This window comes from Streptomyces sp. NPDC013157, assembly GCF_042899865.1.
Lineage (GTDB): Bacteria > Actinomycetota > Actinomycetes > Streptomycetales > Streptomycetaceae > Streptomyces.
The window spans coordinates 20,966-34,736 of record NZ_JBIBAK010000032.1; the positions used below are offsets into that span (position 1 = coordinate 20,966).

A 13,771-nucleotide genomic window follows, 5' to 3' on the forward strand; every position below is an offset into this window, starting at 1 on the left:
CGACAGCCACGCTCGTCATGGCGTGCGTGGGAGTGTTCGTCGCCTATCTGCCGGTCACCAGCGTCTCGGTGAGCCTTCCGGCCATCCAACGGGCCCTGCACACGTCGACTGCCCAACTGTCGTGGATCTCCGACGCATTCGTCCTGCCCATGGCAGCCCTCATCCTGACCGCGGGGGTCTTCGGAGACGTACACGGCCGCAAGAAGGTCTTCCAGGCCGGCTTGTTGTTCGCCGCCGTGGGGGCGACCGTCGCTCTGAGCGCCCAGTCGGTCCAGGTGCTGTGGGTCGGACAGGCACTGGCCGGGCTGGGCGCGGCCGCGCTGTTGCCGACCACGCTGGCGCTGATCAGTCACGCGGTGCCCAATCCGCACGAGCGCGCCAAGTTCGTCGGGCTGTGGGCCGCTGCCCTTATGACGGCGCTGGCCACCGGCCCCCTGATCGCGGGCGTGATTCTTGACCACGCGGCCTGGCGATGGATCTACCTTCCGGCGATACCGGTTGCCCTCCTCACCATGGCGGTGGCGGTACCGCTCGTGGAGGACTCCCGGGCGCCCGGTTCGCGTCGGCTGGACTGGCCCGGCCAGATCACCGCCGCGCTGGCGATCACTTCGCTCGTCTACGCGGTGATCGAGGGCGGCGCCGACTCCTTCTCCGAGCCCCGGGTGATCGCCGCGCTGGCGCTGGCCGCCGTGAGCGCCGCCGGGTTCGTCCGGGCCGAGCGGCGCAGCACCAACCCCATGCTGGACCTGGCGCTCTTCCGCAGCCCGGCGTTCAGCGCCACCACCCTGGTCGCGATGATCAGTTTCCTCGGGCTGATCGGATTCTTCTTCGTCCTCAGCCTCTACTTCGGCCTGGTGCAGCGGCTCGACACCCTCGCCGCGGGCTACCGGCTGCTCGCGGTGACGGCGGTGTGCCTGTTCGTCGGGGTCGTGGTGGGGCCGTTGATGCGCCGGATCTCGGCACGCGTCCTGATCACCACCGGGCTGTTGGTCACCGCGGGTGCTCTGGTGTCCCTGACCGCTCTCGACGCGCACACCTCCTTCGGCGCTCTCACCTGGCGACTTGCCCTGCTCGGTCTCGGCCTGGGCCTGGTCGTCACACCCATGACCGCCACCGCCGTCGCCTCCGTGCCGCACCACCTGGCCGGCATGGCGGCAGCCGGCAACAACGCCTTCCGCCAGGTCGGCGGCGCGCTCGGCCCGGCCGTCCTCGGCGTACTGCTGACCACCAGGACCACCGACACCCTGCCCGGACATCTCGCCGACGCCGGTGTGGACGATTCGACGGCGCGTCGGATCACCGCGGCGGTGGAGGCCGACGGGCTGAGCGTGGTTGCCCAAATGAACCTGGGAGCGGACACCGGCCGCGCCCTGGGCGCGCTGTCCGAGGCCTTCCTCGACGGCCTTCGTCTGTGTCTGGTCGTGGCGGCCGCTCTCGCGCTGCTCGCTGCTGTGGTCGGGGCGATTCTGCTTCGCGCACCGCGGACCTCGATCGAGGCTGCGCCCGAGGATGCGAAGCCGTTCACCGGAAACGAGCCGGAACCGAAGCCGGTTCCTGTCGGCACGGCCGACGCGGACAATCCAGTGAGTGTCGGGCTCTCCTGGCAGGGGGGGCGGAACTTCGTGGTCGACGAGGCCGATGCCCCGGCCCGGGCCGGTTCCGGGCCCGTCGTCTCCGGCCGGGTCCGTGACTCCGTCGGCAGCGGCATAGCCTGCGCCACGCTCACCCTCATCTCGCCGACTGGGCGTCAGACCGGCCGAGTCGTGGCCCACAGCACCGGCCGTTACGAGCTGACCGCCCCAGCGGCAGGGTCATACGTGCTGGTCGCCTCGGCGGAGGGGCACCAGCCGGAGGCGACCACGGTCGTACTCGGCGAGCAGCCACTGGTGCACGACCTGGTTCTGGCCGGAGGAGGCAGGGTCGCCGGCACCGTGATGTCGGCCGAGGACGGGCTGGTCGTGGCGGGGGCTCTGGTTACCGTCACCAACGTGCGCGGTGAGGTGCTGGCCAGCGAAAAGACCGACCCCCACGGTCGGTTCGAGTTCGGCGGGCTGTCGACCAGCGATGTCACACTCACGGTGAACGCGTCAGGCTTCCGGCCTGGCGCGCTCCCCGTCCGGACGTCCGAGCCCGAAGCCACCGCGCTGAAGGTGCACCTTTCGTCTGGCGCGCAGTTGCAGGGGATCGTGCGAGCGGCTACCGGCCACAAGAGCCTGGTCGACGCTCGGGTCACCCTGCTGGACGCGACGGGAAACGTGGTGGGCATCACGACCACGGGCCCTGACGGTGCCTATGCCTTCATCGACCTGGACGCGGGCGAATACTCGGTGGTCGCCGCCGGGTATCCGGCCGTGGCCAGGACGGTCACCGTGGCGGGCCGGGGCCTGGAGGACATCCATCTGGAACTGGCTCACCCAGACAGCTGACGCGGCTGTCCGGCCGAGAGTTCGAAGCGTGCCGGTGCCGGTGACACTGGGGCATACAGCTGCCGGATCCGGTACAGGGCGCCATCCGTGGGGACGGGAACGCGCCCAGCCGGGGTCCGGGTCCTCTTTTTCCAGGGCCCGGACCTCACCGGCCGCCCCAAAGAGACAGGAGGAACCAGTGCGGGCCCAGGCACTCGATCCACTCGATCTGAAGCTGCTGCAGGCGCTGCAGCTCGACGGTCGGGCGCCGTTCAACCGGATCGCAGAGGTCCTGGGGGTCTCCGATCAGACGGTCGCTCGCCGCTATCGTCGGCTGCGCGGCACCGTCCACCTCCGCGTACTGGGCATCACGGACGAACGCCGACTCGGCCGCAGCACCTGGATCCTGCGCCTACGCTGCACCCCCGACGGTGCCGAACAACTGGCCGGCGCACTCGCCCGGCGTCCGGACACCGCGTACGTCAGCGTGATCTCAGGTGGTACAGAAGTGATGTGCGCGATGAAGCCCCGCACGCGGCAGGCGCGGGACGAACTCCTTCTGGACCGCCTCCAGCGCACGCCACGCGTCATCTCGGTCAGTGCCCACTGCCTGCTCCACCACTTCTACGGGGGCCCCGTCGGCTGGCTCAGCAAGATCAACGCCCTCAGTCCCGACGAACAGGCCGCCCTCAGCCCCCCACCGGTAGATCCGGGCACCAGACCGGTCGCACTGGAGGACGCCGACGAGGCGCTGCTCGCCGTCCTCGGCCGCGACGGACGAGCGTCCATCACGGAACTCCAGGCAAGCACAGGCCTTCCCGAATCCACGGTGAAGCGGCGGCTGGATCGCCTGCGGGCGACCGGGATCCTCTACCTGGACGTGCAGTTCGACCACGAGCACCTCGGCAACGAGGTCGTCGCCATGCTCTGGCTCACCGTCACCCCGGCCGCACTCGCCAACGTCGGCCGAGCCCTCGCCTCGCACCCCGAGGTGCGCTTCGCGGCGGCCACCACCGGTCAGGCCAACATCGTCGCGGCCACCCTCCATACCGGCACCGGCGACCTGTACACCTACCTCAGCGACAAGATCGGTGCTCTTGACGGCGTCCAGTCCGTCGAGACCGCCCTCGCCATGCGCGAGGTCAAACAGCTCGCCTACGAGCCTGGTCGCTAGGGCGTGTTGCAGCACGGAGCCGAGCCAGTGGAAACGAAGTCGCCAGTACCATCGCCGAATCCCGCGCCCGACCAGCGGGACGATGTCCTCGCCGCGGGAGAGCACCCAGGCGATGGCGAGTTGGGCGACGCTGAGACCCTTCTGTTCGGCGACCTTTCGCAGGAGCTCGACCAACGTGAGGTCGTGTGGGAGGTTCCCGCCCTGGAAGCGGGGCTGCAAGGCAGTCGGCCTGATCATGCCGTCTTTCGGCGGCCGTGGGCCGAGCGCTGACCACGCTCGTGCTGCTGTCAGCGCGTGCCCGCGTGTCAGGGCAGGAGGAGCACTTTGCCGATCTGCCGCTGGCCCTCCAGGTACGCGTGGGCCTCGACCGCCGACGCCAGGGGGTAGGTCTCGTCGATGATCGGGGTGATCTTTCCGGCCGCCAGCAGCTCCAGGCACAGCTGCTGGTCCCGCAGGGTCGCGCCGCGGACGCTGGCGATCCGCACCTGCTTGGCGATGAGCGCGAACGCGTCCAGCTCGAGCCGGGACCCCTGACTGGGCGGTGAACCGAGGACGACGACCGCGCCGCCGAGCCGTGTGCAGGACACGGAGAGCTGGAAGAAGTCGTTGCCGCCGACGCAGTCCCAGACGGCGTCGGCGCCCAGGCCGTGCGTCTGTTCCCTGACCTGAGCCGGGAGCCGTGCGTCGGTGGAGTGCAGGATGTGGTCGTAGCCCAGTTTCCTGAGCGCCTCGTCCCGGTCCGGCTTGGTCGTGGTGCCGATCACGGTGGCTCCGCTCAGCTTCGCCAGCTGTGCGCAGGCAATCGCCATTCCACCGCTGGCACCGGTGATGACCACCGTGTCGCCCGGGCCGACAGGCGCCTGCCGCGCGCAGTTGAGCGGGGTGGTGTACGTCCACATGGTGGCCGCGGCCGTCTCGAAGTCGACGCCTTCGGGAATGGGCAGGATCGCGTCCTGGCGGCGCGCAATGTACTCGGCGTATCCGCCGAAGACCTGGTGGCCGGGGTACGCGGTGTCAATGCACAGGTTCTCCAGCCCTCGGATACACAGGGCACAGTTGCGGCACGGCGGGTGCGGAAGCTGCAGGACCCTGTCGCCTGCGTGCCACCTCGTGACATTGGCGCCGGTGGCGACGACTTCACCGGCCGCGTCCCGGCCGAGCTGGAACGGCACGGGCCAGCCCGGCCGGCCCGGGAGCGGCTTCGGCAGGTTTCCCGAGCGGTACCGGAGGTCCCAGCTGTTCACGGCCGTGGCGCGCACGCGTATCAGGACGTCGTCGGGGCCGACCTCGGGGACCGGCACCTCCACGTACTTGAGCACCTCGGGCCCGCCGTGCTCGAACAGGCGGACCGCCATCATGGTCTGTTCCACTTTCACGTTCCTTCGGGTCGTCCTGCGGCTCATGGATGGATCCCCGGACCGCCCGCGACTCGTCCCTCCCCGGTGGCATCGGGCAGGAAAGGGTTTCGACCAGGCGATTCGCCGGGAGAGGGATGGATCAGGAGGCGGTCGGGCCGGTGATCGGCCACCTGGAGCGAGTGCGATCACTCGCAGCCCGGATTCCGCGAGGCGGGGCAGCAGGTCACGTCCGGTACGACTGTTGGCGCCGGTGACGACGACGGTGCGGGGGGTGCTGGGCACGGAAGGTCCCTTTCACTCATATGCGATCGAGGAGTTCGGCCTGCTGCTCAAGGCGCTGACCCGGGAGGCGGACCGCCGGGCCAACGACCTGCTGCGGCCGCTGGGGATCACCACGAGCCACGCCGAGGCGTTGCAGCTTGTCGACCGGTACGGCCCGATGTCCCTGGGCGAGTTGGGGACGCTTCTGATCGCCGAAGGGGGTCACCCGGGCCGGCTCGTGGACCGTCTGGTCGCCTCAGGGGTCCTTGAGCGAGAGCCCGCCGGCGACGACCGCCGCCGAATCGAGATCACGTGCACCCCGCGCGGCAGCGAACTCGCCGACGCCGCACGCGAGCGCAAGGAGATCTTCCGCGCATGGTCGCGTGAGCGGCTCGGTGGGGTGGACCTGACCTCCACCACGAGTCTGCTGGAAACCTGCCTGATCGAAACCCCCTTGTCGGAGACAGTACGGCAGCGCCGTTCGCGACCGATCGCCGGCGAAGCCCCGCAGCGGCCGCAAGACCGAGCCAGGCGCAACACCTTATCGAGCGGCGGTGTTCACCACCCTCCACTTCCTCATATTCATTATGGTAAATTTCGCTGCGGCGAAAGCCCGTCCCACGGCGCGGGACCCCATGGCCGCGCCGTGGGGAGGCCTCTCGTTCGATACATGTCCGCTGCTTCCACTCGGCTCGTCCCGGCGCCATGAGCCGTTCACCCGCGACCGGGTGGCGGACGAGGTCGGCGAGGTCACGGTTGTGGGGCTCGTGCCCCAGGGCGGCTTCAAGTTCCCGGTAGCGGTGGGCTGTCGGTGACGCCGCAGATCCAGAGGGCATGTCCGGGCGCGGCCCAGACCGCTCGGACGGTCCGTCCGCTCCGAGCAGAGCCGTAGTCCGCCGATGGCCAGGTTCCGCCAGGAGGTCATCGCCCGCGCCGCGCCGCCGGTATGGACGGCGGAGGCACCCTCGGCGAAGACCACGTCTCTCACGTGATGGCTGCACCGCGGAGCAGGCGCGGGCGTCCGCCGCCCTCTGTCTCGGCGACCGTGCTGGGGCTCAGCGTCTTCCCGGCCCGGACTGCGCCGACCTCGCCCTCGCCGGACCACCACCGCTGCCGGTGCGGGCCGGCTCCCACTAGACATTGCTCGACGACGCCGCCCGAACGGTGAGGCACGCGGGCGCCGACGATCTCGTCGTGGTGCGCCACCCAACCTAGCGTTCTGCATACCAGACAGCTATTCTGTTCAGTAGACGGATTGGCAGTACTTTCCGTACGCGCCCCGATTTTCGTGACGCACGACCCGGCGCAGCCCTGACGCTCCCGTCGGGGGCGTCAGGCGGCCATGCGGCCGCCGGTACAGAGAGGTGGGACATGAGCCAGGAGAGTGTCGAGCAGGCGATCGAGCGTGCGGGCAGCGCGGTGGAGTTGCTGCGCAACTCCCCGATCCGTCCGCACACGTTCCCGGTGCGGGCGGAGTTCACGAACTGGCGGACCGAACAGCGGGCGTGGCGGGACTCGGTGGCGCTGCTGGATCAGTCGCACCACATGACGGACCTGTACATCCAGGGCCCGGACGCACTGCGGCTGCTGTCCGATCTGGGCGTCAACAGCTTCGCCGACTTCGGCCCCGGCCGTGCCAAGCAGTACGTGGCCGTCAACCACGACGGACAGCTCATCGGCGACGCGGTCCTCTTCCACCTGGAGCAGGGCGTGTTCGACCTGGTCGGGCACCCGCCGGTGCTGGACTGGGTGCAGTACAACGTGGAGACCGGCGACTACGACGCCACCACGGAACGCGACGACAACTCCTACGACCGGGTCTCCGGCCCGCCGAAGGTCTACCGCTACGAACTTCAGGGCCCCAACGCGCTCGCACTACTGGAGAAGGTCACGGGCGCCCCGGTGCCCGAGACCCGCTTCTTCCACATGGCGACGTTCACCATCGCCGGACACCAGGTCCGCGGACTGCGTCACGGCATGGCCGGCCAGCCCGGTTTCGAACTCTTCGGCCCCTGGGAGGAAGGCGAAGCCGTCCGCGAGGCGATCCTCGCCGAGGGCGAGGCGTTCGACCTGGTCCAGGTCGGCGCGAAGGCCTACTCCACGGCCAACCTTGAGTCCGCCTGGGTTCCGGCGCCGATGCCGGCCGTCTTCTCCGGCGAGAAGATGAAGGGCTACCGCGAGTGGCTGAAGACCCCCGCGATGGGATCCCTGGGCGGCTCGATGGGCTCCCCGAACATCGAGGACTATTACCTCACCCCCTATGACATCGGCTACGGCTCCATCGTCAAGTTCGATCACGACTTCGTCGGCCGCGAGGCCCTGGCGAAGACCGCCCAGAACCCTCCCCGTACCAAGGTGACCCTGGTCTGGAACGAGGAGGACGTCGCCCGCGCGATCGGCTCCCTCTACCAGAGCGACGAACTCCCCGCGAAGTTCATCGAGTTCCCCAAGGCCCGCTACGCCCTCCACCAGAGCGACAAGGTCCTCCTCGACGGTGAACTCGTCGGCATCTCCATGGACGTCGGTTACATCGCCAACGAACGCGCCATGGTCTCCCTCGCCACCCTCGACCGTGCCCACAGCGAACCCGGCACCCAGGTCACCGTGGTGTGGGGAGAGAGCCCCAACTCGGCCAAGCCCGGCGTCGAAGCCCACCGCCAGACCGAGATCCGGGCCACCGTCGCCCCCGCCCCCTACGTGCAGTTCGCTCGCGAGACCTACCGCAACAAGTAGCACCCCGCGGACCGCGCCCGTCCGTCCGTCACCGCCGGCAAGCGAAACGCACACCGCGGTGTTTCACGGCAACGGCCTTGTGCCTGTGTCGCGGTGGCAGATCCCGCGCGCCGTCCGTCCCGGGGAAAGCGGCTCTCCCGCGTCCCCCGGCCCGGCGTCGATGCCGCCGACCTCATATGTGCAAGGAGCATGATGACCACAACCTCCCCACCCCCTGTCACGGAAGCCATGCTGCTGCGGGACTTCTCTCTGGAAATGACGGGGAAGGACACATCGAAGCTCGACGAGGCCCGAGGCGCCATTCCCCCCGGCACCCGGATCAACGTGACCTACCTGGGCAACGAGAACCTGCAGATGCGCCTCGACGCCGCGCGCGCCGTGAACGGCTTCGGCTTCGTCCCGGTCCCGCACATCTCCGCCCGCCGCCTGACCTCGCGGGACGAACTGAAGGTATTCCTCGCAGCTCTGCGCGAGCACGACGCCCAGGCACAGGTCTTCGCCGTCGGTGGCGACCCCGCCCAACCTCACGGCCCCTACGCCGACTCGCTGCAGATCATCCGGTCCGGACTGCTGCAGGAACACGGCGTCCGCGGCGTCGGCATCGGCGGCTACCCGGAAGGACACCCGCAGATCTCCCGCGAGACCCTGTGGTCCGCTCTCGTGGAAAAGGCGGACGCACTCGCCGCCGAGGGACTGAGCGGCGACATCATCACCCAGTTCGGATTCGACGCCAATGCGGTCCTGACCTGGATCGAAGAGGTACGGGGACGAGACATCGAGCTGCCGATACGCGTCGGGGTCCCCGGCCCCGCCGGGGTCAAGCGCCTGATGACCTACGCCACGCGCTTCGGCGTGGGCACCAGCGCCTCCATCGCACGCAAATACGGCCTGTCACTCACCAACCTGATGGGCACCACGGGCCCCGACCGGTTCCTCACCGCGCTCGCCGCCGGATACGACGCCGCCCGGCACGGCGAGGTGAAGCTGCACTTCTACACCTTCGGCGGCCTGGACACGACCTCCCGCTGGATCGACGCCTTCCGGAAGGGGCTGAAGTGACCCTCGCCCTGCAGACCTCGACACCGGCCGCCTCCACCGGCCCGCACGCCGACCGTGCCTCGCTGATCGTGAAGGGCACCGACCGCGTGGGCATCGTGGCCGCGGTCGGCTCGCTCCTGAGCAACCACGGCGCCAACATCGTCTCGCTCGACCAGTACTCGGACCCTGACGACGGCGCCTACTTCCAGCGCACCGTGTTCGCCCTGGACGGGCTCCGGGCGGAGCTTCCCGGCCTCCGCGAAGAGCTCCACACGCAGCTGGTGAAGGACTTCGGCCTGGAGGTGACCCTGCGGGACATGTCGGTCCCCAAACGGATCGCGATCTTCGCCTCGAAGTCCGATCACTGCCTGCTCGACCTGCTGTGGCGCCATCGGCGCGGTGAGCTGCCGGTGAGCATCTCGATGGTGATATCGAACCATCCGGACACCGCGGAAGAGGTGCGGACCTTCGGCGTTCCCTTCTTCCACGTGCCGTCCATGGGCCCCGACAAGTCCGCCGCGGAAGCCGAGCACCTCCGACTCCTCGCCGGGAACGTCGACTTCGTCGTCCTGGCCCGCTACATGCAGATCCTCAGCAGCGACTTCATCGAGGGCGTGGGCGTGCCGATCATCAACATCCACCACTCCTTCCTGCCTGCCTTCATCGGCGCCGGCCCGCACGCCAAGGCCAAGGAACGCGGAGTGAAGCTCATCGGCGCCACCGCGCACTACGTCACCGAAGACCTCGACGAAGGCCCCATCATCGAGCAGGACGTCGCCCGCGTCACCCATGCCGACTCGGTCGCCGAACTCAGGCGTCGCGGTGCCGATGTCGAACGCGCCGTACTCTCCCGGGCCGTCCTGTGGCACGCCGACGACCGCGTCATCCGGCACCGCAACCACTGCGTTGTCTTTCCGTGAGCACCACCGCCAGGGACAGGACCTTGCGCATGACCACCCTGATCGACGGCAGAAAGTACGCCCACCAGATCCGCCACCGGGTAGCCGAAGAGGTGGCCGACCTGGCGCGCTCCCACGGACGAACTCCGGGGCTTGCCACCGTTCTGGTCGGCGACGACGCGGCCAGCGCGGTGTACGTGGCCAACAAACGTCGCGCGATCCGCGAAGCCGGCATGCGCGATGTCCACCACGCCCTGCCGCGGGACACGACGCAGGAGGAGATCGCTGCGGTGATCGACGCCCTCGGCCGCGACCCGGACGTCACGGGCATTCTGCTGCAGCTTCCGCTGCCCCCTGGCCTCGACGCCACGGCGCTCATCGACCGGATTCCGGCGTACAAGGATGTCGACGGCCTCACCACCCTGAACGTGGGCCTGCTGACCCGCGGAGCCGACGGCCTGCGGCCCTGCACCCCCGCGGGCGTCATGGAACTGCTCGACAGGGAGGGCGTCGCCCTGTCGGGCGCGCACGCCGTCGTCGTGGGTCACTCGGAACTCGTCGGCCGTCCCATGGCCCAGTTGCTGCTGCAGCGGGACGCGACCGTCACGGTCGCCCACAAGCACACACGCGACCTCCCCTCCGTGACGCGAACGGCCGACATCCTGGTGGTCGCCACCGGGGTGCCCGGTCTGATCGGACCCGAGCACGTCAAACCGGGTGCCGTCGTCGTCGACGTCGGCATCCACCGCACGCCGCGGGGACTGCTGGGCGACGTGCGCACCGGCCAACTGGACGGCCTGGCGGCCATGATCACACCCGTTCCGGGAGGCGTGGGGCCCATGACCATCGCCATGCTCCTGGTCAACACACTGCGTGCGGCTCAGAGATGACTCAGCGGCCGTAGCACCGTGGTGGCGCGCCTCGTCCTGGACGCCATAGCCCATGGCTGCCGTGCTCCCGGAGAATCGCGTGCCCCTTTCCGTCCCCACCGCGTTCCCGACGGCAGAAGCCGCACCGCTCCCCTCCTCTCCCGGCCACGGCTGGAGTCCGCCCATGCACCCGGTACAGAAGTCTGCTCGGTCCGACGCCAGATGCCTGGTCATGGGCATCCTCAACGTGACGCCGGACTCGTTCTCCGACGGTGGGAGCTACCTCGGCACCCACCAGGCCATCGAGCACGGCCTGGCCCTGGCCGCGGCGGGTGCCGACATCGTCGACGTCGGCGGGGAGTCCACCCGCCCCGGCGCCCTGCGGGTGCCACCGGACGAAGAGGAGAACCGGGTCCTGCCGGTGATCCGGGTCCTGGCGGGGGAGGGAATCCGGGTCAGCGTGGACACGACACGCGCGGACGTGGCCTGTGCCGCTGTTCAAGCGGGTGCCGCCATGGTCAACGACGTGAGCGGCGGACTGGCCGATCCGCATATGGCCGCCCTGGTCGCGGCCATGGCCGTGCCCTACATCCTGATGCACTGGCGTTCCCCCAGCGCGGACATGTACCGGCACGCCCGCTATCAGGACGTGGTCATCGAAGTCCGGGACGAACTGCTTCGGCGGGTGGAGCGCCTCACGGACGCCGGTGCCGACGTGGACCGCATCGTGCTCGATCCCGGCCTCGGCTTCGCCAAGAGACCGGAGCACGACTGGGCCCTCCTCAGCCGACTCCCGGAACTGACAGGTCTGGGACTGCCGGTCCTCGTCGGGGCCTCGCGGAAGTCGTTCATCGGCACCGCTCTGGCCGACGCAAGAGGCGAGCCGGTGCCCCCGGCCGATCGTGACAGCGCCACAGCGGCTGTCTCCGCGCTGGCCGCGGCGTCCGGCGCATGGGCGGTGCGAGTCCACAACGTGCCGGCCAACCGGGACGCCGTACGGATGGCACAAGCCTGGACAGCACGGTCGTGAAGGCACCGATGGACGCGAGGCGATTCAGGAACGAAAAGCCTTGATCTCGTTGGTGATGTCGCGAACCGCCGTCCTGAGCCGGGCCGCCACACGGGTCTCCCCGTCCGAGTCCATCGCCGACTCCGGGCAGACCAGGCCGATTCCCGCGTACATGCCGGGCTCGGTCGATTCGAAGGCAACCCCCATGGAGAAGACACCGCTCTCGCTCTCGCTGCGGTTCACCCCGTATCCGGCCTCGCGTGCCTGCCGCATTTCCGTCAGGAGGGCGCTCACGGTGGAGATCGACTTGGGGGTCAGCGCCTGCGGTGGCGCGTCCCGGTACAGCTGACGGAGCTGTTCGTCGTCCATGCGGGAAAGCAGTGCCTTCCCGACGCCGGTCACATGGGCCGGCATCGTGTCACCGGTGCGCAGGGCCGCCCTGATCGTGCGCCGGCTCTCCACGCCGTCCACATAGAGGATGTCCCGTCCCCGGGGCAGAGCGAGGTGGGCGGTCATCTCGGTGGACTCCGCCAACTCGGTGAGCACCGGTCGGGCCAGCACACGGATGTCGAGGGAACGTACGGCCGACAGCCCGACGTCCACCATGGCGGGGCCCGGTCCGAAAGCGCGGGTGGCGGGCTCCTGGCGTACGAAGTCGTAGTACGTGAGCATCGCCATGAGGCGGTGGGCGCTGGAGCGTGCGATGCCCAGCTCGGCGGCCACGTCGGCGAGCGTCAGGGTGCCCCTGTCCCTGAGCAGCAGCAGAATGCGCAGAGTGTTCTCCACCGAGGCGATGGGGTAGGCCGGCGTGGCGCGGTCTGCGAGCGGTGACAACTCACCGAGACGGTCGGGCGGCGTATCCATGCGATCAGTTTCCCACGGCCGACTCGCCTCCGAGGCGACCACCGCGGGAGCCGACTGACCGGCGGGACGTGCCGCGTCGGCCATCCGTTGTCCCGGGGTCGCGCATGCCGTGCACGGACCCCCTGTCCACCCGCTCACTCAGCTCCGAGCAGGGGGCGTGCCGTGCGTGTGGAACGACTCGATGGTCTTCAGGCCCCAGGCCTGGCCCTTCCTCCGTTCCTCCTCGGTCCAGGTGACCAGTGGCCAGTCGGGGGCCAGGACAAGGCGGGTGAGCGGGTTGCACAGCTCGATGCGGTTGCCGCCGGGCTCGTAGACGTACAGGAAGAACGTCTGCTGGATGGCGTGCTTGTGCGGTCCGGTCTCGATGAACACGCCGGTGTCGATGGCCAGGTCGGCGGCGCGCAGGATGTCCTCGCGCGTGTCGGTCGCGAAGGCGATGTGGTGCAGCCGGCCGGCCGAGCCGGTCCAGTCCTCTGTGTAGACGACGTCGTACGACTTGTCGGTGTAGGTCAGCCACTTGCCCGCGATCCGCCCGTTGTCGAGTCGGATCTGCTCGGTCGGCCGTGCACCGAGCACCTGGTCGTGGAAGTCGGCGTTGGCGGCGACGTCGGCGCCGAGGAAGTTGATGTGGTCCAGACGGCGCACGCCCACGCCCCTGTTGGGCTTGGCCTGGGGCTGGTTCTTCAGCGCGGGCCGGAGTTCTTCCGGCGCCTGGTAAAACTCACTCTCCCAGTAGAGGGCGAGCTCGTGGCCGTCGGGGTCGGTGGTCACGTAGAGCTTGCCGATGCCGGGCTCGTCCTCGGTCCAGTACCCCTGATGTCCCGCGGCCTCCAGCTCCTTCACCCGGCGCCGCAGCGCGTCCTCGCTGGAGGTGCGCAGGGCGGTGCGGCGCACGCCGGGCAGGTCGTCGCCGGTGAGGATGACGCTGTGATGCTCGTAGTCGTCCCACGTCCTCAGGTAGACGGAGCTGCCTCGGCGTTCGTTGACGGTCAGGCCCAGGTAGTCGGTGAAGAACACGAGACTGGCGTCGAGGTCCGGGGTGAGAAGCTCGACGTGGCCGAGGTGGGCGATGTCTCCCAGGGGCAGGTTCATACCGGTTCCTTGTGAAGAAGAGAAAGGAAAGGGACAGGGACAACCGCGAGCCGGCGACCGCCGGTTGGT

At 69.3% G+C, this 13,771-nt stretch carries 12 protein-coding genes and 1 pseudogene; 8 read left to right on the top strand and 5 right to left on the bottom strand.

What is annotated here, in order from left to right; all coding sequences use genetic code 11:
• The first annotated feature begins 17 nt into the window (after positions 1–17).
• Together ACFY6U_RS50905 and ACFY6U_RS50910 are read left to right on the top strand one after the other, a co-directional pair.
• Entirely contained in the window at positions 18–2,426 is a 2,409-nt protein-coding gene (locus ACFY6U_RS50905) for an MFS transporter (RefSeq protein WP_390049913.1), read from the top strand.
• Positions 2,427–2,604: 178 nt separating this feature from the next.
• Positions 2,605–3,579, top strand: a complete 975-nt coding sequence (locus tag ACFY6U_RS50910; RefSeq protein WP_390049811.1) for an Lrp/AsnC family transcriptional regulator — start codon at positions 2,605–2,607, stop codon at positions 3,577–3,579.
• Between the two features lie 54 nt (positions 3,580–3,633).
• Here ACFY6U_RS50910 and ACFY6U_RS50915 read toward each other — a convergent pair.
• Together ACFY6U_RS50915 and ACFY6U_RS50920 are read right to left on the bottom strand one after the other, a co-directional pair.
• Positions 3,634–3,801 (bottom strand): annotated as a pseudogene (locus ACFY6U_RS50915) (aldo/keto reductase); the annotation flags it as partial.
• An 83-nt stretch (positions 3,802–3,884) separates the two neighbouring features.
• Positions 3,885–4,949, bottom strand: a complete 1,065-nt coding sequence (locus ACFY6U_RS50920; protein ID WP_390049812.1) for a zinc-binding alcohol dehydrogenase family protein — start codon at positions 4,947–4,949, stop codon at positions 3,885–3,887.
• Between the two features lie 238 nt (positions 4,950–5,187).
• On the opposite strand from ACFY6U_RS50920, the gene ACFY6U_RS50925 reads away from it, so the two are divergent.
• Positions 5,188–5,907 carry a MarR family winged helix-turn-helix transcriptional regulator gene (locus ACFY6U_RS50925; RefSeq protein WP_390049814.1) on the top strand — a complete coding sequence of 240 codons (720 nt, stop codon included), beginning with the start codon at positions 5,188–5,190 and terminating at the stop codon, positions 5,905–5,907.
• 275 nt (positions 5,908–6,182) lie between these two features.
• On the opposite strand, the gene ACFY6U_RS50930 is transcribed toward ACFY6U_RS50925, so the two are convergent.
• On the bottom strand, positions 6,183–6,404 hold the full coding sequence (locus ACFY6U_RS50930) for a hypothetical protein (protein ID WP_390049815.1): 222 nt from the start codon (positions 6,402–6,404) through the stop codon (positions 6,183–6,185).
• A 165-nt stretch (positions 6,405–6,569) separates the two neighbouring features.
• Here ACFY6U_RS50930 and ACFY6U_RS50935 point away from each other — a divergent pair, with 165 nt between their 5' ends.
• From ACFY6U_RS50935 to folP, 5 genes are all read left to right on the top strand, one after another.
• Complete coding sequence (locus ACFY6U_RS50935) at positions 6,570–7,931, top strand: aminomethyl transferase family protein (RefSeq protein WP_390049817.1); 1,362 nt, start codon at positions 6,570–6,572, stop codon at positions 7,929–7,931.
• A gap of 189 nt (positions 7,932–8,120) precedes the next feature.
• Positions 8,121–8,990, top strand: a complete 870-nt coding sequence (locus tag ACFY6U_RS50940) for a methylenetetrahydrofolate reductase (protein ID WP_390049819.1) — start codon at positions 8,121–8,123, stop codon at positions 8,988–8,990.
• On the top strand, positions 8,987–9,889 hold the full coding sequence (purU, locus tag ACFY6U_RS50945) for a formyltetrahydrofolate deformylase (RefSeq protein WP_390049821.1): 903 nt from the start codon (positions 8,987–8,989) through the stop codon (positions 9,887–9,889). Before ACFY6U_RS50940 ends, purU begins: the two co-directional genes overlap by 4 nt.
• Before the next feature lie 29 nt (positions 9,890–9,918).
• Positions 9,919–10,758, top strand: a complete 840-nt coding sequence (folD, locus tag ACFY6U_RS50950) for a bifunctional methylenetetrahydrofolate dehydrogenase/methenyltetrahydrofolate cyclohydrolase FolD (protein ID WP_390049823.1) — start codon at positions 9,919–9,921, stop codon at positions 10,756–10,758.
• Between the two features lie 211 nt (positions 10,759–10,969).
• Positions 10,970–11,767, top strand: coding sequence for a dihydropteroate synthase (folP, locus tag ACFY6U_RS50955; protein WP_390049825.1), 798 nt, complete (start codon positions 10,970–10,972; stop codon positions 11,765–11,767).
• Positions 11,768–11,791: 24 nt separating this feature from the next.
• Here the strand turns inward: folP and ACFY6U_RS50960 are convergent, their stop codons facing one another.
• Positions 11,792–12,610 carry an IclR family transcriptional regulator gene (locus ACFY6U_RS50960; RefSeq protein WP_390049827.1) on the bottom strand — a complete coding sequence of 273 codons (819 nt, stop codon included), beginning with the start codon at positions 12,608–12,610 and terminating at the stop codon, positions 11,792–11,794.
• A gap of 138 nt (positions 12,611–12,748) precedes the next feature.
• On the bottom strand, positions 12,749–13,702 hold the full coding sequence (locus ACFY6U_RS50965; protein ID WP_390049829.1) for a catechol 2,3-dioxygenase: 954 nt from the start codon (positions 13,700–13,702) through the stop codon (positions 12,749–12,751).
• Positions 13,703–13,771: the final 69 nt, after the last annotated feature.

What these genes read in the sequence shown, in the direction of transcription:
- ACFY6U_RS50905 (WP_390049913.1), top strand. Translation starts at nt 18, where the DNA reads ATGGCGTGCGTGGGAGTGTTCGTCGCCTATCTGCCGGTCACCAGCGTC.
- ACFY6U_RS50935 (WP_390049817.1), top strand. Translation starts at nt 6,570, where the DNA reads ATGAGCCAGGAGAGTGTCGAGCAGGCGATCGAGCGTGCGGGCAGCGCG.
- ACFY6U_RS50940 (WP_390049819.1), top strand. Translation starts at nt 8,121, where the DNA reads ATGATGACCACAACCTCCCCACCCCCTGTCACGGAAGCCATGCTGCTG.
- folD (WP_390049823.1), top strand. Translation starts at nt 9,919, where the DNA reads ATGACCACCCTGATCGACGGCAGAAAGTACGCCCACCAGATCCGCCAC.
- folP (WP_390049825.1), top strand. Translation starts at nt 10,970, where the DNA reads ATGGGCATCCTCAACGTGACGCCGGACTCGTTCTCCGACGGTGGGAGC.
- ACFY6U_RS50960 (WP_390049827.1), bottom strand. Translation starts at nt 12,610, where the DNA reads ATGGATACGCCGCCCGACCGTCTCGGTGAGTTGTCACCGCTCGCAGAC.
- ACFY6U_RS50965 (WP_390049829.1), bottom strand. Translation starts at nt 13,702, where the DNA reads ATGAACCTGCCCCTGGGAGACATCGCCCACCTCGGCCACGTCGAGCTT.